This is a genomic window from Sphaerisporangium krabiense (assembly GCF_014200435.1).
Taxonomy (GTDB): domain Bacteria; phylum Actinomycetota; class Actinomycetes; order Streptosporangiales; family Streptosporangiaceae; genus Sphaerisporangium; species Sphaerisporangium krabiense.
The window spans coordinates 910,378-926,476 of the sequence record NZ_JACHBR010000001.1 but is presented as its reverse complement, the minus strand read 5'-3'; the positions used below and the strand labels follow the sequence as shown (position 1 = coordinate 926,476).

At 72.7% G+C, this 16,099-nt stretch carries 19 protein-coding genes; 7 read left to right on the top strand and 12 right to left on the bottom strand.

The annotated features are described in order from the left end of the window. Positions 1–20: 20 nt before the first annotated feature. From BJ981_RS03955 to BJ981_RS03920, 8 genes are all read right to left on the bottom strand, one after another. Positions 21–1,652 (bottom strand): DUF2207 domain-containing protein, encoded by a 1,632-nt coding sequence (locus tag BJ981_RS03955; protein WP_184608358.1) that lies wholly within the window; start codon positions 1,650–1,652, stop codon positions 21–23. An 88-nt stretch (positions 1,653–1,740) separates the two neighbouring features. After that, the gene (locus tag BJ981_RS03950; protein WP_184608357.1) at positions 1,741–2,073 is read right to left on the bottom strand and encodes a DUF2516 family protein; all 333 of its coding nucleotides are present in this window, start codon (positions 2,071–2,073) and stop codon (positions 1,741–1,743) included. A 258-nt stretch (positions 2,074–2,331) separates the two neighbouring features. After that, complete coding sequence (locus tag BJ981_RS03945) at positions 2,332–2,781, bottom strand: hypothetical protein (protein WP_184608356.1); 450 nt, start codon at positions 2,779–2,781, stop codon at positions 2,332–2,334. Between the two features lie 3 nt (positions 2,782–2,784). Then, positions 2,785–3,267, bottom strand: coding sequence for a helix-turn-helix domain-containing protein (locus BJ981_RS03940; protein ID WP_184608355.1), 483 nt, complete (start codon positions 3,265–3,267; stop codon positions 2,785–2,787). A gap of 70 nt (positions 3,268–3,337) precedes the next feature. Continuing rightward, a complete protein-coding gene (locus tag BJ981_RS03935) occupies positions 3,338–4,264 on the bottom strand; it encodes a M56 family metallopeptidase (RefSeq protein ID WP_184608354.1) in 927 nt (308 codons plus the stop codon). Beyond that, positions 4,261–4,617 carry a BlaI/MecI/CopY family transcriptional regulator gene (locus tag BJ981_RS03930; protein ID WP_184608353.1) on the bottom strand — a complete coding sequence of 119 codons (357 nt, stop codon included), beginning with the start codon at positions 4,615–4,617 and terminating at the stop codon, positions 4,261–4,263. Before BJ981_RS03930 ends, BJ981_RS03935 begins: the two co-directional genes overlap by 4 nt. Before the next feature lie 106 nt (positions 4,618–4,723). Further along, on the bottom strand, positions 4,724–5,728 hold the full coding sequence (locus BJ981_RS03925) for an NAD-dependent epimerase/dehydratase family protein (RefSeq protein ID WP_184608352.1): 1,005 nt from the start codon (positions 5,726–5,728) through the stop codon (positions 4,724–4,726). Continuing rightward, a complete protein-coding gene (locus BJ981_RS03920; protein WP_184608351.1) occupies positions 5,725–6,792 on the bottom strand; it encodes a substrate-binding domain-containing protein in 1,068 nt (355 codons plus the stop codon). Before BJ981_RS03920 ends, BJ981_RS03925 begins: the two co-directional genes overlap by 4 nt. Positions 6,793–6,870: 78 nt before the next feature. On the opposite strand from BJ981_RS03920, the gene BJ981_RS03915 reads away from it, so the two are divergent. Both BJ981_RS03915 and BJ981_RS03910 read left to right on the top strand, forming a co-directional pair. Further along, complete coding sequence (locus BJ981_RS03915) at positions 6,871–7,491, top strand: TetR-like C-terminal domain-containing protein (protein ID WP_184608350.1); 621 nt, start codon at positions 6,871–6,873, stop codon at positions 7,489–7,491. Between the two features lie 2 nt (positions 7,492–7,493). Continuing rightward, positions 7,494–8,009: an O-acetyl-ADP-ribose deacetylase gene (locus BJ981_RS03910; RefSeq protein WP_204070766.1), complete on the top strand. Its 516-nt coding sequence runs from the start codon at positions 7,494–7,496 to the stop codon at positions 8,007–8,009. A 4-nt stretch (positions 8,010–8,013) separates the two neighbouring features. Here the strand turns inward: BJ981_RS03910 and BJ981_RS03905 are convergent, their stop codons facing one another. Continuing rightward, a complete protein-coding gene (locus BJ981_RS03905) occupies positions 8,014–8,832 on the bottom strand; it encodes a class I SAM-dependent methyltransferase (RefSeq protein WP_239139790.1) in 819 nt (272 codons plus the stop codon). Between the two features lie 4 nt (positions 8,833–8,836). After that, positions 8,837–9,577 (bottom strand): SDR family NAD(P)-dependent oxidoreductase, encoded by a 741-nt coding sequence (locus tag BJ981_RS03900; protein ID WP_184608348.1) that lies wholly within the window; start codon positions 9,575–9,577, stop codon positions 8,837–8,839. Between the two features lie 304 nt (positions 9,578–9,881). On the opposite strand from BJ981_RS03900, the gene mshA reads away from it, so the two are divergent. The 3 genes from mshA (at position 9,882) to BJ981_RS03885 (ending at position 12,476) form a co-directional block, all read left to right on the top strand. Beyond that, positions 9,882–11,120 (top strand): D-inositol-3-phosphate glycosyltransferase, encoded by a 1,239-nt coding sequence (mshA, locus tag BJ981_RS03895; protein WP_184615586.1) that lies wholly within the window; start codon positions 9,882–9,884, stop codon positions 11,118–11,120. 56 nt (positions 11,121–11,176) lie between these two features. Further along, entirely contained in the window at positions 11,177–11,665 is a 489-nt protein-coding gene (locus tag BJ981_RS03890; protein ID WP_184608347.1) for a type III secretion system chaperone family protein, read from the top strand. A gap of 67 nt (positions 11,666–11,732) precedes the next feature. Continuing rightward, entirely contained in the window at positions 11,733–12,476 is a 744-nt protein-coding gene (locus BJ981_RS03885; RefSeq protein ID WP_184608346.1) for a phosphoglyceromutase, read from the top strand. Between the two features lie 58 nt (positions 12,477–12,534). On the opposite strand, the gene phoU is transcribed toward BJ981_RS03885, so the two are convergent. Then, the gene (gene phoU, locus BJ981_RS03880; protein WP_184608345.1) at positions 12,535–13,194 is read right to left on the bottom strand and encodes a phosphate signaling complex protein PhoU; all 660 of its coding nucleotides are present in this window, start codon (positions 13,192–13,194) and stop codon (positions 12,535–12,537) included. A gap of 175 nt (positions 13,195–13,369) precedes the next feature. On the opposite strand from phoU, the gene BJ981_RS03875 reads away from it, so the two are divergent. Beyond that, positions 13,370–14,485: a sensor histidine kinase gene (locus tag BJ981_RS03875; protein WP_184615584.1), complete on the top strand. Its 1,116-nt coding sequence runs from the start codon at positions 13,370–13,372 to the stop codon at positions 14,483–14,485. Between the two features lie 5 nt (positions 14,486–14,490). After that, positions 14,491–15,171 (top strand): response regulator, encoded by a 681-nt coding sequence (locus tag BJ981_RS03870; RefSeq protein ID WP_504747984.1) that lies wholly within the window; start codon positions 14,491–14,493, stop codon positions 15,169–15,171. Positions 15,172–15,240: 69 nt separating this feature from the next. Here the strand turns inward: BJ981_RS03870 and BJ981_RS03865 are convergent, their stop codons facing one another. Next, entirely contained in the window at positions 15,241–15,855 is a 615-nt protein-coding gene (locus tag BJ981_RS03865) for a copper chaperone PCu(A)C domain-containing protein (RefSeq protein WP_239139791.1), read from the bottom strand. Positions 15,856–16,099: the final 244 nt, after the last annotated feature.

Here is a 16,099-nt window from a genome sequence, read left to right as displayed (position 1 = left end):
GGTCAGCCGGTCGTATCGGGTCAGAGTGAGCGGCGGAACGGGCGGGAGGCGGAGATCGCGCCCGAGGTGGTGAGCGTGAACGTGCGCATCGAGTCGGCGAACTTGGACAGGTCCCACTCGGCGGGGCCCTGGTACCAGTACAGGTGGTCGGCCTGCCGCCCGTTGCCGTCGATCGAGGAGACGACCCGCGCCCAGCGCTCCACGTTGTCGAAGACGACCGCGTACGGCAGGTAGCGCGAGAACAGCTCGATCCGCTGCGCGGCGGGCACCTCGCCGATCTCGCCGCCGGCCAGGTAGTCGCGGAAGCCGAGCGTGTGGGCCAGGGCCGTGGAGCCGCGCACGGTCTTGGCCGGCATGTACTGCCCGCCCACCGCGAGCGCCGCGCCCGCGATGATCACGGCGAGGCCGAGCAGCCCGTAGGTGGTGAACCAGGCCAGCAGCACGGTCGCCAGCACGCCGAGGACGGTGCCGGCCACGCCGAGCGTGGTCCAGCGGGTGCGCACCGAGTCGGGGCGGCGGGCGAACCAGCCCTGGGCGACGACGTCGCGGTACAACGCGTCGCGCACCCGGCCGAGCCGTGAGGCGAACGAGCCGTGCAGCTGGGACAGCAGCACGGCCTTGCGCCCGTCGAAGATGGCCAGGTACAGGGCGCGCTCGTAGTCGAGCAGCTCGTCCAGGCGGGCGTCCGGCACCTTGACGAGCATCCAGTCGGGGGCGTCGTAGGCGCCGCGCGGCTGCTCGTCGATGCGCACGTAGCCGCGTACGGCCAGGTCGACGATGGTGGCGGTGACGTCCACCACGTCGGCCTGCTCGTCGATCAGCGTGCCGATCTGCCCGGGGCGCACGCCGTCCGGCGGCGTGAACCGGCCGTCGCGCACCGCGGTGACCCGGCCGCCGGACTCGTGGTCGATGATGCGGGCGTCCCTGCCCCGCAGCCGGTGCAGCAGGAGGATCCCGCCGAGCAGCAGCACCAGGAGCCCGGCGAGCGCGCCGCCGGTGACCGGGCTGACGGTGAAGGCGGTGGCGAGGTCGAAGCGCCGTTCGAGGATGGGCTTGCCGCCGCTCGCCCCCTTGGGGAACCCGGCGACGATCGTGAGGGCCTGGGACGGGCCGAGGCCGGACTGCTGGTACTCCGCCTGCAGGCCGCTCTCGCTCGTCATGGAGGCGGCGGTGCAGCCGGTGGCGGAGGTGATGTCCCCGGCGAAGCACGACAGGTTCGTCACGGGGGCGGGGCCGCTCAGCCGGACGACGGCCTCCTTGACGGGGGCGGACCAGCCGTTCACGGCGTACCAGCGCAGCTCCTCGCCGTCGCTGAGCGGCGTGACGGCCCCCGCGACGTCGTACTCGACGGTCGCGGCGCCGTTCCCCTTGAGGGTGATGACGTCGCCGGACAGGGCGCCGTCGCCCTTGAAGCCGGTGATCCGGTACACGCGGTCGTTGCCGTCGTCGTACCGGGTGCGGGTGAGAAGGGTGCGGCGGACCTGGCCGGTGAAGGAGATCTGCTCCTTGACGTGCAGCATGCCGCCCGGGCGCAGCTCGACGGTGACGTCCGTTCTGTTCACGCCGTCGGCCGCGGCGTGGGCGGCGGGCGCGGCGGCGAGGACGCTCAGTGTGGCCAGGGCGAGCGTCAGCCGACGTGCGAGATGGACCATGGCGTGTGAGCCTAGCGGCCCGCACGGCGTCAGGAGTGGTACATGCGTGGGCGAATGCCCGCGAACGGGACGGCAGGGAGGGTTCAGATCACCACGGTCCGTACGGCCCGCTGTTGCCGCCCTTGCCGATCTCGTTGACGGCCGGCTTGACGTCGGCCAGGTAGACGCCCGCGCCGATGACCGAGGCGACCGTGAAGATGCTCAGCACCGTCAGCCCGCCCCAGCCGACGACGGAGGCGAACGTGAACAGGCTGGCGAGGCCGAGGATCAGCAGCCAGATCTGCTTCTTCAGCTTGCCTGCCAGGGCGAAGGCGCGCGCCGGGGTCTTGAGCGCGTGGAACAGGGCCCAGGCGCACAGCCCGAACGCGGCGATGCCGAGCACCAGGAAGATGAGGTCCAGGGCGCCGTAGATCTGAAACATGGCCTCTCCAAGGTCACGTGTTCGACGGGATTCAGCCTAGCCCCGAACGGAGGACGTCCGACCGGCCCCGCCGATCACCGCCACCTGGTCCGGACGCTCGGGCGTGAGAGGACCGCCGAGCTGCGTAAGAACCGTGCGGGGACGACGACAGGGCATGGACAGGACAACGCAAGAACGGAGACAACGACATCCGGTCAACGCGTTCGGCCCGCTCCGTAGTTCCGGAGCGGGCCGAACGGTCGGCGCGAAGCGCAGGTGTCAGCGCTTGGCGCCGGTGGAGCGGGTGCCGGTCGTCCTGCGGGTCTGGCCCTGAGTGCGGGCGGCGGCCGCGGGCTCGGCGCTGGAGGAGACCTCCTCCAGCTCCAGCGCGGCCTCGCCGGTCACCCTGCCGACGACCTTGCGGCCGCGCGTGGCGAAGTCCTCGTACAGCTCGGCGGCCTTGGCGCTGATCGTGTCGGCGTACTCCCTGGCCTTGCCGGGAAGGTCGCGGGCGACGGCCTCGGCCTTGACCTGCACGTTCTCGGCGTACTTGCGGGCGATGCCGGGAAGCTCGCGCGCGGTGGCGCCCACCTCGGAGCGGCGGGACTGCAGGCGCTGGATCTGGTCGGGCAGCTCGCGCAGCTTCTCCACCGCGAAGTCGCCGGCGCCGGCGACGGCGTAGAACGGCTTGGACTCGGCGAGCCTCTTGACCTCGTCGTTGATAGGCATGGGTTAACCTTCCTTGGGTTCCGGTTGAATGCGGCCGCTCCGCGCGGAGGTCGCACCCTCCTCGTCGGGAACCGCGTCGGCCACCAGAGGCTCCGATCCGGCCTGGGCGTCCTGGTCCGTCTGCCCGGTCCGGGTCGGGGTCTCGGCGCGGTTCTCCTTGCGGAACGACTCGTAGATGTCGATCAGCACCTGGCGTTGCCGCTCGGTGAGGTCGCGGTCGGCCCTGATCGCGGCGAGCACGTCGCTGTCGGGCTCACGGTCCTCGATGAGCCCGGCCTGCACGTACAGCGCCTGCGACGAGATGCGCAGGCCCTTGGCGATCTGGTTCAGGATCTCCGCGCTCGGCTTGCGCAGACCGCGTTCGATCTGGCTCAGGTACGGGTTGGAGACACCCGCCTGAGTGGCGAGCTGGCGCAGGGAGATCTTCGCCTGCTTCCGCTGATCGCGGATGTACTCGCCGATCGAGCCGACCCTCGGTAGTTCCATGCCTCCAGTCTGCATCACGCTGCTTGCATTTGCAAACACGTTAGCTAACGGCTGCAAGCGCCGGGCCGGATCAGCCGGGGTAGATCCACAGAAGCGGCGCCGAGGCCGACAGCAGCACGGAGAACGTGACCAGGCTGTAGCGGAAGCGCCTCGGCAGCTCGGCGCCCGGCTTGATCAGGCGGTTCACCCGGGCCATGACCTGCTCGCCCGCCGCGCCGAGCGCGCCGTTCGGCGCGGGGACGGCGCCCGCCGTGCCGAACCGCAGCAGCGCGGTCGCCAGGCGGCGCGGCGAGCAGTAGCGGCGCGCCCGGTCGTCGGCGGCCATCTCGACCAGCAGGGCGACCGAGGAGTGCGCGTCGCGCACCACGCGCAACCAGGGAAGGGCCCACCGCAGCGCGGCGAATGGCAGCAGCACCAGATCGTGCCGCTCGCGCACGTGGGCGGTCTCGTGCGCGAGCACCGCCCGCAGCTCGTCCGGGTGCAGCAGGGACAGCGTGCCCGCGCTGACCACGACCTCCGAGCGCAGGCCGGGCAGGCAGTACGCCGCCGCGCCCGGGTGGTCGACCACGCGCACGCCCGGCACGCCCGGGTCGTCGCGGGCGATCAGGGACAGCAGGGCGCGGTGCCGCCGCCGGGCGCGCAAGGTTTGTGCCCCGGCCCCGAGCAGGATGGCCACGAGCACGGCCAGCAGCGTGAGCCCGGCCACGAGGGCGGCGACGCGGGGCAGGTCGTAGGGCTGGATCAGGCCGAGGCCCATGCCGAAGGAGATCGCCGAGTCGGCGAAGGCGTGCAGGCCGTACACGACGCCCTCGCCGTAGGGTTCGAGCGCGTAGGCGAGCATCGCGCCGACGGTGGCGAGGCCCCAGGTGACGCCGAGGGACTGCCAGAGCAGGATGGCCGAGCGCGGGGCCCGCCAGGGCCAGCGCGCGGAGGTGAGTCGCCAGGCTCCGATCGCGCACGCGACGGCGAGCGCGGTCAGGACGGCGGCCATGATCACTCTTCTTCCAGCTCCGTGAGTGCTTTGCGCAGGATTTCGGCCTCGGAGCCCGAGACCGTCTGGGCGAAGCGCGTGAGCGCCGCCGAACGGTCCCCGGTCATGTCGAGTGCCTCCAGCATAAGCTCCGCGACGTACGCGTCACGGCTCGCCGCCGGAGCGTAGCGCCATGCCCGGCCGTCGCGGGTGCGGTTCAGGAAACCTTTCCGGGTCAATCGGTCGAGAACGGTCATCACCGTGGTCGGGGCGAGATCCCGATCGGCGATGAGGCGGCCGACCTCCCTGGCCGTGAGAGGGCCCTCATGGGCCCAGAGGATGTCCATGATGCTGCGTTCAAGCTCGCCGAGACCCTTCACACAGGCAAGCCTACCTTGGGTAGTACTACGTCGTGTAGAGGGTCGGCCGGGGCGCGCGCCCCGGCCCGCGGGAAGACCGGCCTCTCTTCTCGCGGACCAGGGTCGCTCACGCCGCGACCCGCCGCGTCACCAGGCTCTCGGCGCACTCGGCGATGGTGTCGTCGAGCGGGCGGGGAGCCCAGCCGAGCGCCGTGCGGGCCGCGGTGGTCGCGTAGTCGGTGCGCACGCCGAGCTCGTCGATCACCTGCCGCAGCTCGGGGTCGAACAGCGCGGCCAGCCGCACGGCGAGGTCCGGCAGCCGCCGGGACGGCACGCGCGCGGCGGCCGGGCCGAGGCGGGCGCGGAGCACCTCGGCGATCTGGGTCATCCACCGGAACCCGGCGTCGGCGATGAACCGGCCGCCCGCCGCCGCGGGCTCGGTCATGGCGCGCACGTGCAGCGCCGCCACGTCCCGCACGTCCACCAGCGAGAAGCCGAGCCGCGGCAGGCCGGGCATCGCCCCGTCGAGCAGCCGCGACACCGCGAGCACCGAGTACGACCTGTGCGCGCCGATCACCGGGCCGATCATCGTGCTCGGCGCCAGCGTGACCAGCGAGCCGCGCGCGCCCCGCTCGGCGACGAAGTCCCACGCCGCGCGCTCGGCGAGGATCTTGGACCGCACGTAGGCGCGGCTCCGGGCCGGATCGGCCCAGTCGGTCTCGTCCAGCGCGCCGCCGCGCGCCGGCCGTCCGTGCCCCACGGTCGAGCTGGAGGAGGTCAGCACGACGCGCGTGACCCCGGCGCCGGCCGCGGCCCGCAGCACCCGCAGCGTCCCCTCGCGCGCCGGCCCCACCAGCGCGCCGGGGTCCTTCGGCGCGACGCGGGGGAAGGGGGAGGCCACGTGCAGTACGTAGGCGCAGCCGTCGGCGGCGCGATCCCAGCCCTCGTCGGCGCCGAGATCGGCCCGCACGACGCTCAGCCGCGACCGGTCCTCCGCCAGGGCGAGCACTTCATCGGCGCGGGCGAGGTCGCGGACGGTCGCCCTCACCGCGTACCCCTGGCGCAGCAGCTCGCGGACGCACCAGCCGGCGAGGTAGCCCGTCCCGCCCGTCACCAGCACCGTGTCGGTCACGACGGCACGCCGCACGCGCCGTCGGGCATGGGCAGGAAGCCGTGGTCCTGGATGTCGCGCCGGGCGACCGGGCTCGCGCACAGCCACGCGCCCGGCCCGGAGAACAGGCGGGCGAGCTTGGGCGGCACCGCGCCGTCGGCGTCCTTGCGGACCGCGACCCACTCGGTGATCCGCAGCGACTCCGGCAGGCCCGCCACGCCGGGCACCTGGCCGAGGTTGACCTCCACGCGCCGGGTGGCCGGGTTGCGCACGGTGGGCGCGACGCCGCCGACCAGGCCGAGCCGCAGGTCCCCGTGGACGTCGGCGCGGTGGTGGACGGTCTGGCCGATGTACTTGCCGACCGAGTAGAAGACCAGGGCGTTCGGGTTGTCCTTCACCTCGGGAGTGGTGCCGTCGTCCTGCTGGGTGACGCCGACGCAGTCCCCGACGCGCTCGACGCCGACGAGGTGGCGCAGCAGCCCGACCAGGCCCGGCCCGCGCTCGGGCAGGTAGACGTCGATGGTCTCCTGCGAGGTGCCGCCGACCTGGTCCCAGCGCACGGCGTCGCACTCCAGGATGTCGGCGACCTGCTGGACGGTCAGCGAGGCCGGCGCGTTGCCGGCCTTGTTCGACGCCCAGGACAGGCCGTCCCGCGCGACCGGGAAGAAGACCGAGTCGGCCGGGGCGCCGGGGGAGCGCGGGGCCACCGAGCGGGCGAAGTCCAGGCAGGGGCTGCCGTCGGCGGCGGCGCCGCGCGTGGCGAGCGCCGCGACGCCGGGGGAGGAGCCGTTCGGGCGGGGGATCGGCGCGCACCCGGGCTTGGGGGTGATCTCGGGCGTGCCGGTGGCCCAGTGGTTCACGACGCGGCCCCGTGCGGCGGGGCCGCGGTCGTAGTGCCGGGCCAGCCTGTCGAACAGGACCTCGGTGGTGTCGCTGCCCACGCCGACGATCAGGTCCGCACCGGAGGCGGTGGTCCGGGTGGACGGGGCGGCCGCCTGAGCCGCCGGGGCCGTCGCCGTGATCGCGGCCACGGCACAGGCCGCCGCGCCGAGGGTGCGGCCCATGCGCCGCTGCTGTGTGATCATAGGGCTATGTGTACAGTCGTAAATGTACGACTGTCAACCTATCGATTCCGGCAAGATCAAGGGGGTAGACTTCGGGCGATGACCGCTGGTAGCCGTCCCCGCAGCAAGAGGGGCTCTGGTGAGGAACTGCGCGAGGCGCTGCTCGCGACGACGGCCGCGCTGCTCGACGCCGGCCAGGACGTCGAGAGCCTGTCGGTGCGCACGGTGACCTCCGCGACAGGCGTCAGCGCGACCGCCCTGTACCTGCACTTCGCCGACCTGACCGAGCTCGTGCGCACGCTGAAGGTCCGCATCATGCGCGAGCTCGGCGCCCGGCTGCGCGCCGCCGCCGAGCCGCACCCCGATGACGTGCGCGCCCGCCTGCGCGCGATGGCCCGCGCCTACCTGCGCTTCGCCGAGGAACACCCCGGCCACTACGCGGCCGTCTTCCACGTCGGCAAGCCGCGCGGGGGAGCGACCCCGCCCGAAGAGGTGATCCGCGCCGGGTTCGAGGCGTTCCAGCAGTTGCAGGACGCCGTCGGCGAGGTCCTGCGCGCACGTTCCGGCCGCGAGACCACCCCGGAGGAGGCGTTCGAGGCGACCTGCGCGCTCTGGCTCGGCCTGCACGGGCGCGCCCACCTCGGCGCGGCGATGCCGTGGTTCCCGCTGCCCGCCGAGGACGCCTACGTGGATCGGCTGGTCCGCGGGGAAGTGGGATGACCATGGAGATCACGCTGGTCCACGGGGACATCACCGAGCAGGCGGTGGACGCCGTCGTCAACGCGGCCAACTCGTCGCTGATGGGCGGCGGGGGCGTGGACGGCGCCATCCACCGGCGCGGCGGCCCCGCGATCCTGGAGGAGTGCCGCGCGCTGCGGGCCTCCCGGTACGCCGACGGGCTGCCCGCCGGGCAGGCGGTCGCGACCACGGCAGGGCGGCTGCCCGCGCGCTGGGTCGTCCACACCGTCGGCCCGGTGTACGCCCGGTCGGAGGACCGTTCGGCCCTGCTCGCCTCCTGCCACGTCGAGTCGCTGAAGGTCGCCGACACGCTCGGCGCCGCGACCGTCGCCTTCCCCGCGATCTCGACCGGCGTCTACGGCTGGCCCATGGACGACGCGGCCCGCATCGCCCTGACCACCGTCCGCCAGGCGTCCACCGGCGTGGCCGAGGTGCGTTTCGTCCTGTTCGACGCCGCGGCGTACGCCGTGTTCGCCCGGGCGCGCGACGCCCTCGGCTGAGGTCTCACCGGTCCGGGGCCAGGGCGTCCCACGGGATCGTCAGCTCGCCGAGCCGCCACCGTGCCCGGCCGCCCAGCGGGGGAGCCCCGGCGACCGGCCAGCCGGCCGCCAGCCCTTCCACCGCCGCGATCCACCGGGATCGCAGCCCGTAGGCCCCGTACGGCGCGGCCACGTCCCAGGCGTGGTCGAAGTCGCGGAGGAAGGCGTGCACGCGCTCACCGGGCACGTTGCGGTGGATCAGCGTCTTCGGGAGCCGCTCGGCGAGGTCGGAGGGACGCGCGAAGCCCGCCAGGCGCGTGGCGAAAGTGAGCGTGCGGGGCCCGCGGGCGTCCAGCGTCACCCAGGCGGCCCGGTGGCCGATCTCCGAGCACGTGCCCTCCACGATCACCCCGCCGGGGGCCAGGCGCGAACGCAGCAGGTCCCACGCCTGCCACGCCTGCGCCTCGCCGTACTGCCGCAGCACGTTGAAGGCCCGCACGATCAGCGGCGGCCGCGCGACGGGCAGCTCGAAGCCGCCGAGGACGAACGACAGCCCCTCGCGCTCGTGCGCCCGGGCCACCGCGACCCGGATCGGGTCGATCTCGACGCCCACCACCTCGACGTCGGGCCGCACGCGGCGCAGCCGGGCGAACATCTCCGCCGTCGTCACCGGCGAGGCGCCGTATCCGAGATCCACGACCAGGGGACGCGGGGCCGACCGCAGCAGCGGGCCGTACACGGCCGTGACCCAGCGGTCGGACCTGCGCAGCCGGTTGTGCCCGGTCGTGCCGCGGGTGATCTCGCCCACGGGGCGGCGCCGGCCCCGCGTCCCTTCCGCGATCACGCCGTCACGACACCCGGTGAACCTTGTGCTGCGCCGCCTGGGCGCGCGGGCGGATCACCAGGCGGTCGACGTTGACGTGCGCGGGCCGGGTGACGCACCAGGCGATCGCGTCGGCCACGTCGTCGGCCGTCAGCGGGTCGGGCACGCCCTCGTACACCTTGTCGGCGCGGGCGGCGTCGCCGCGGAAGCGGGTCAGCGAGAACTCCTCGGTGCGCACCATGCCGGGGGCCACCTCGACGACCCGCACCGGCTGCCCGACGAGCTCCAGCCGCAGCGTCTCGGTCATGGAGGTCTGCGCGTGCTTGGCCGCGCAGTAGCCGCCGCCCCCCTCGTAGGACACCAGGCCCGCCACCGAGGTCAGCATCAGCAGCACCCCGTCCCCCGACTCGACCAGCTTGGGAAGCAGCGCCCGGGTCATGCGCAGCGAGCCGAGCACGTTCACCTCGTACATGCGCTGCCAGTCGTCCACCAGCCCCTCGGCCACGGGCTCCAGCCCGACCGCGCCGCCCGCGTTGTTGATCAGCACGTCGCAGCGCTCCAGCGACGCCGCCAGCTCCGCCACCGACTCGTCCGAGGTGACGTCCAGCGTGACCGGGCGGATGCTCGGCACCTCCGCCGCCAGGAGGTTCAGGCGGTCCCTGCGCCTGGCGGCGGCCACGACCTGGAATCCCTCCGCCGCGAGCCTGCGCGCCGTGGCCTCGCCGATGCCGCTGCTCGCGCCCGTCACCACCGCTGTCTTGCTCATTCGCCGTCCTTATGGTCGCCTTTAAGTGCTCTGTCGTCGTGCGCCGGCCGCGCCCGCCGGAAACTCGATCTCTCGCCCGGCACGCCTCCTCGCTCTTCCACCACGGCGCGCCGCGTCACCTCCCCCGGCGGGGGCGCCGTCCGTCATCCTGCCAGCGCCCGTGGGCAGAGGTGGTACGGGACCCCGTGAGCCGGTCCTGTCGGGAATCTGGTGAAGTTTCCGACGGTTATAACCCCTCTGGAGGTGGTGTCAGGTGCCGGGATCGCCGGTCGCACGCCGGATCAGCCGGATCGCGACGATCAGCATGCACACGTCCCCGCTGGACCAGCCGGGCACCGGCGACGCCGGGGGCATGAACGTGTACGTCGTCGAGGTCGCCAAACGGCTGGCCGACCTCGGCGTCGAGGTCGAGATCTTCACCCGGCAGACCGCCAGGGACCTCCCGCCCGCCGTCGAGCTGACCCCGGGCGTGACCGTGCGCCACGTCACCGCCGGGCCGTACGAGGAACTGGACAAGGGCGACCTGCCCGGCCAGCTCTGCGACTTCCTCACCGGCGTCCTGCGCACCGAGGCCATGCACGAGCCGGGGCACTACGACCTGATCCACTCCCACTACTGGCTGTCCGGCCAGGTCGGCTGGCTGGCCAAGGAACGCTGGGGCGTCCCCCTCGTCCACACCATGCACACCATGGCCAAGGTCAAGAACGTCCTGCTGGCCAAGGGCGACCGGCCCGAGCCCGCCGCCCGCGTCGCCGGCGAGGAGCACGTCGTCGAGGTCGCCGACCGCCTGGTCGCCAACACCGACGCCGAGGCCCGCGAGCTGATCGACCTCTACGGCGCGCCGGCCGGCCGGGTGGCCGTGGTGAACCCCGGGGTCAACCTGGAGGTCTTCCAGCCCGCCTCCAAGGGCGCCGCCCGCCACCGCCTCGGCCTCCCGCAGGGCGCCCACGTCATGCTCTTCGTCGGCCGCATCCAGCCCCTCAAGGCCCCCGACGTCCTGCTCAGGGCCGCCGCCCGCATGCTGCGCGACGACCCCTCGCTGCGCTCCCGCCTCGTCATCGCCTGCGTCGGCGGCCCGAGCGGCAACGGGCTCGACCACCCGTCCTATCTGACCGACCTCGCCGCGGAGCTCGGCATCTCCGACGTCGTCCGGCTCGCGCCGCCCGCGCCCCAGCAGGAGCTGGCGGACTGGTACCGCGCCGCCGACGTCACCGTCGTCCCCTCCTACAACGAGTCCTTCGGCCTCGTCGCCCTGGAGTCGCAGGCCTGCGGCACGCCGGTGGCCGCCGCCAAGGTCGGCGGCCTGCGCACCGCCGTCAAGCACGGCGTGTCCGGCCTGCTCGTCGACGGGCACGAGCCGCACGCCTGGGCCGCCGCGCTGCGCCGCTTCGTGGACCGCCCCCTCTGGCGCGACACCATGGCCGCGAACGCCAGCGCGCACGCCGCGCGCTTCGGGTGGCCCGCCACCGCCGCCCGCCTCATGGACGTCTACACCGCCGCCCTGGCCCGGCACCGCTCCCTGCTGACCGCCGCGCGGACCTGATTACATGTCCGGGTAGAACAGGTGTGGCCGGGTTTCGAGCGGGGAGTGTGCACGCCATGGATCACGAGGCCGTCGTCGAGTCCGCGCTGAAGGCGGCGGAGGTCGCCTACGAACGCCCCAAGCCCGGCGCCTTCCTGGTGAAGCTGCCCGGGCACCACAAGCTCGCCACGATGACCTGGCTCACCGTCTCGGCGCAGGCCCTGCACGTCGAGGCGTTCTTCTGCCGCAGGCCCGACGAGAACCACGTCGAGTTCTACCGCTGGCTGCTGACCAAGAACGGGTCGATGTACGGCGTCCACTTCGCCCTGGACGCCGTCGGCGACGTCCACCTCGTCGGGCGCCTGCCCCTGGAGGCCGTCTCCGCCGGCGAGATCGACCGCCTGCTCGGCTGCGTCCTCACCTACGCCGACGAGTGGTTCGACCGCGCGCTGGAGCTGGGGTTCGCCTCCTCCATCCGCCGCGAGTGGGAATGGCGCGTGAAGCGGGGCGAGTCGCTGGCCAACCTGCGCGCCTTCGAGCACGTCGTCGGCAGATCGGACGGCTGAGCGCCGCCCGTCTCACCAGGTGTGCGCCCGCTGCGTGGCCCGCGCCGCAGACCCTAAGCTTGGGCGCATGGCTACTTTGGTGCTATTGCGGCACGGCGAGAGCGAGTGGAACGCGAAGGGCCTGTTCACCGGATGGGTCGACGTCGCCCTCTCGCCCACAGGCGAGGAGGAGGCCCGGCGCGGCGGCAGGCTCCTGGTGGAGGCCGGCCTGCGCCCCGACGTGGTGCACACCTCGGTCCTGACCCGCGCGATCCAGACCGCCAACCACGCCCTGGGCGCGGCCGGGCTGTCGTGGCTCCCCGTCGCCCGGTCCTGGCGGCTCAACGAGCGCCACTACGGCGCGCTCCAGGGCAAGAACAAGGCGCAGACCCGCGAGGAGTTCGGCGACGAGCAGTTCACGCTGTGGCGCCGCTCCTACGACGTGCCGCCGCCGCCCCTGGCAGACGACGACGAGTTCTCGCAGGTCGGCGACGCCAGGTACGCCCAGCTCCCGCCCGAGCTCCTGCCGCGCACCGAATGCCTGAAGGACGTCGTCGGCCGCATGCTGCCGTACTGGTACGACGCCATCGTCCCCGAGCTCGCCGCCGGCCGCACCCCGCTGGTGGTGGCGCACGGCAACTCGCTGCGCGCCCTGGTCAAGCACCTGGACGGCGTCGGCGACGAAGAGATCGCCAAGCTGAACATCCCCACGGGCATCCCGCTGCGCTACGAGCTCGACGCGGACTTCAAGCCGGTCAAGGCCGGCGGCGAGTACCTCGACCCGGTGGCCGCCGAGGCCGCCATCCAGGCCGTCGCCAACCAGGGCCGCTAGCCCTCGCACACGAGAAAGCCCCGGACGCCGCCGTCCGGGGCTTTTCGCGTCCAGGGGGTCACGACGCCGCGTCGTCGTCCTCGCGGGTGCCGGTGACCAGGTAGACCACGTCGCGGGCGACCCGGACGGCGTGGTCGGCGTACCGCTCGTAGTAGCGGCCGACGAGCGTGATGTCGATGGCCGGCTCGATGCCGTGCCGCCAGTCCTTGGCCAGCAGCACGCGGAACAGCCGGCGGTGCAGCCGGTCCATGGCGTCGTCGTCCTCGTCGAGCTCCTTGGCCAGCTCGATGTCGCGCGTCGCGATGCAGCTCCCGGTCTTGGTGACCAGGCGTTCGGCGATCTGCCCCATCTCCACGATCGTGTCGCGCACCTCGGCGGGGATCGCCGAGTCGGGGTGACGCATCCGGGCGATCTTCGCGACGTGCTCGGCGAGGTCGCCCATGCGCTCCAGGTCGCCGCCCATCCGCAGGGCGGTGATCGCCGTGCGCAGGTCCACGGCGACGGGCTGCTGCGTGGCCATCAGCTCGAAGATGGAGGTCTCGATCTCCGCGTACAGCCGGTTGACCTCGGCGTCGTGGGAGATCACGCTCTCGGCGAGCTGCAGGTCGGCGTCCAGCAGGGCGGTGGTCGCCCTGGAGATGGCGGAGCGTACCAGGTTGGTCATCTGCAGCAACCGGTCGTTCAGAGCCTGGAGTTCTTCGTGGAAGGCATCGCGCATGCGGCTCACGCTACGCGCGCGTCCGTGAACGAACCACGTCCGAAAGATGAACTCTCCGGGAAAGACCCACTTGGGGGGGTCTGGCCAGGGAAGAGTCCCGCCTACCCTGGGAGGCGTGAGTGAGATCGTGACGAGCCTGGCCGCTCTGGCGGGGTTTGTTGTCGGGGCGATCGCGATGATGGCGGTGCGTCCGCGCGACCGTGCGCGGACCGACGTCGTCGAGAACTCCGATAGCACCCTGCCCCAGGGCGTGGCCTCCGTGCTCGCCGTGCTGCCGTCCTCCGCGGTGGTCCTCGACCGTGACGACCGTGTGCTGCGCGCGAGCTCGGCCGCCCGCGCCTTCGGGCTGGTCAAAGGGGATCACCTGATGGCCGCCGAGCTGCTGGCGCTGGCCCGCCAGGTGCGCAGGGACGGCGAGATCCGTGAGAGCGAGTTCGAGGTCGCCGGGCACAAGTTCGGCCTGGAGGCCACCACCTTCGCCGTCCGCGTCGCCCCCCTGGGCACGCACGGGCAGGTGCTCGTCCTCGCCGAGGACCAGACCGAACGCCGCCGCGTCGAGGCCGTGCGCCGTGACTTCGTCGCCAACGTCAGCCACGAGCTCAAGACCCCCGTAGGGGCGCTGAGCCTGCTCGCCGAGACCATCCAGGACGCCGCGGAGGACCCCGTCGCCGTCACCCGGTTCGCCGGGCGCATGCAGCACGAGGCCGCCCGCCTCACCTACCTCGTCCAGGACCTGATCACCCTGTCCCGGATCCAGGGCGGCGAGCCCATCCCGACCCCCGGCTGCGTGCCCGTCGACGAGGTCGTCCACGAGGCCATCGACCGCTGCAACACCAAGGCCGCCGCCAAGGAGATCGTCCTGGTCGCCGGCGGCACCGAGGGGCTGCGCGTCTGGGGCGACGACGAACTGCTGGTCACCGCGCTGCGCAACCTGATCGACAACGCCGTGGCCTACAGCCCCGAGAGCACCCGCGTGGTCGTCAGCGCCAGGCCCGCCGGGGACGTCGTCGAGGTCAGCGTCAGCGACCAGGGCATCGGCATCCCGGAGAGCTCGCTGGAGCGCATCTTCGAGAGGTTCTTCCGCGTCGACGCCGCGCGCTCGCGGGCCACCGGCGGCACCGGCCTCGGTCTCGCCATCGTCAAGCACGTCGCCGTCGCCCACGGCGGCGAGGTGTCGGTCTGGAGCAAGGAAGGCTCCGGCTCCACCTTCACCCTTCGTCTACCGGCTTTCGGCGGCACGGCGATCGCCGTGCCCAGCACCACATCAACCCCTCTGGAGGCCGCGAAGTGACCCGCGTGCTCGTCGTCGAGGACGAGGAGTCTTTCTCCGACGCCCTGTCCTACATGCTGCGCAAGGAAGGCTTCGAGGTCGCCGTCGCGACCACCGGGCCGGAGGCGCTCGACACCTTCGACCGCAACGGCGCGGACCTGGTCCTGCTCGACCTGATGCTCCCCGGCCTGCCGGGCACGGAGGTCTGCCGTTCCCTGCGCCAGCGCTCCAAGGTCCCGGTGATCATGCTGACCGCCAAGGACAGCGAGATCGACAAGGTCGTCGGCCTGGAGCTCGGCGCCGACGACTATGTGACCAAGCCGTTCTCCTCGCGGGAGCTGGTGGCCCGGATCCGGGCCGTCCTGCGCCGGCAGGGCGACGTCGAGGAGGTCGAGCCGGCGGTGCTCACCGCGGGCCCGGTGCGCATGGACGTCGACCGCCACATCGTCGCCGTGCGCGGCCGGCAGGTGCAGCTCCCGCTGAAGGAGTTCGAGCTGCTGGAGGTCCTGCTGCGCAATGCGGGCCGGGTGCTGACCCGCGGCCAGCTCATCGACCGGGTGTGGGGCGCCGACTACGTCGGGGACACCAAGACCCTGGACGTCCACGTCAAGCGCCTGCGGGCCAAGATCGAAGCCGATCCGTCCAACCCGCGGTGCATCCTCACCGTCCGCGGCCTCGGCTACAAGTTCGACCCCGCGGAGGCGTGAGCCTTCCCGGCCTGAGCCGGAGACGACGAAGGCCCGGTGGCGTGCGCCACCGGGCCTTCGCGCGTGAGATCAGCTGTCGGCCGTGGGGTCCGTGGACGGAGTGGCCGACGGGGACGGCGTCGGGGTGGTCGACGGCGTCGCCGGGGCGGACGGCGCCGGGGACAGGCTCGCGTACTCGCGGCTGCGCGTCACCACGGGGACCGTCATGGCGATGTCCCCGGCCTTGGCGAACCGGAGGGTCAGGGAGATGCTCTCGCCGCCCCGCAGCGGCTTCTGGACGCCTTCCAGGACGACCTGGGAGGCCGGCCTGCCGGTGTTGACCAACTGGCCGGGGGGGAGCTGGATGGCCCCGCCCTTGACGGAGGCGGCGCTGCGGTCGTTGATGGCCACGCTCTCCAGCGTGTCGGCGCCGGTGCCGTCGTTCAGCATCGAGATGTACAGCGGGACGGAGCCTCCGGAGGCGATCTGCTGCCCGGAGTCGGGGCCGAGGGCGAACGCCTGGGCGATCTTGATGCCGTTCCTGCCGTAGGTCTTGGCCTCACCGTCGAGCAGCACGTTGGCCTCGGTCGGGGCGTACGCGGTGCTGGTGTTGGCGTCGGACCCCGCTCCGCACGCGGCCAGCGCCGGGACGGCTGCGAGCAGCGCGGTGGCGATGATCACCCTGCGACGGCTGGTGCTGGTCACGGTTCGAGCTCTCCTTGATACACATGAGTATGGCCAACGGCAACCTTATCCGTGCCATACCGTGCCTCCGGAAGCGCCCCGGCACCTGCGGCGGGGCCGCCCGAGCCGCAGGTCACCGCGTATGTCAGAACCCCGGATTCATGAGGTCGAGCGGTTGTCAAGTCCCAAATCGAGGCTTTGACCTGCAGTTATGTTGATTTCACTGTTCCGGGAGGGGACTGGCGCGTGGTATCCTGGAGGACAG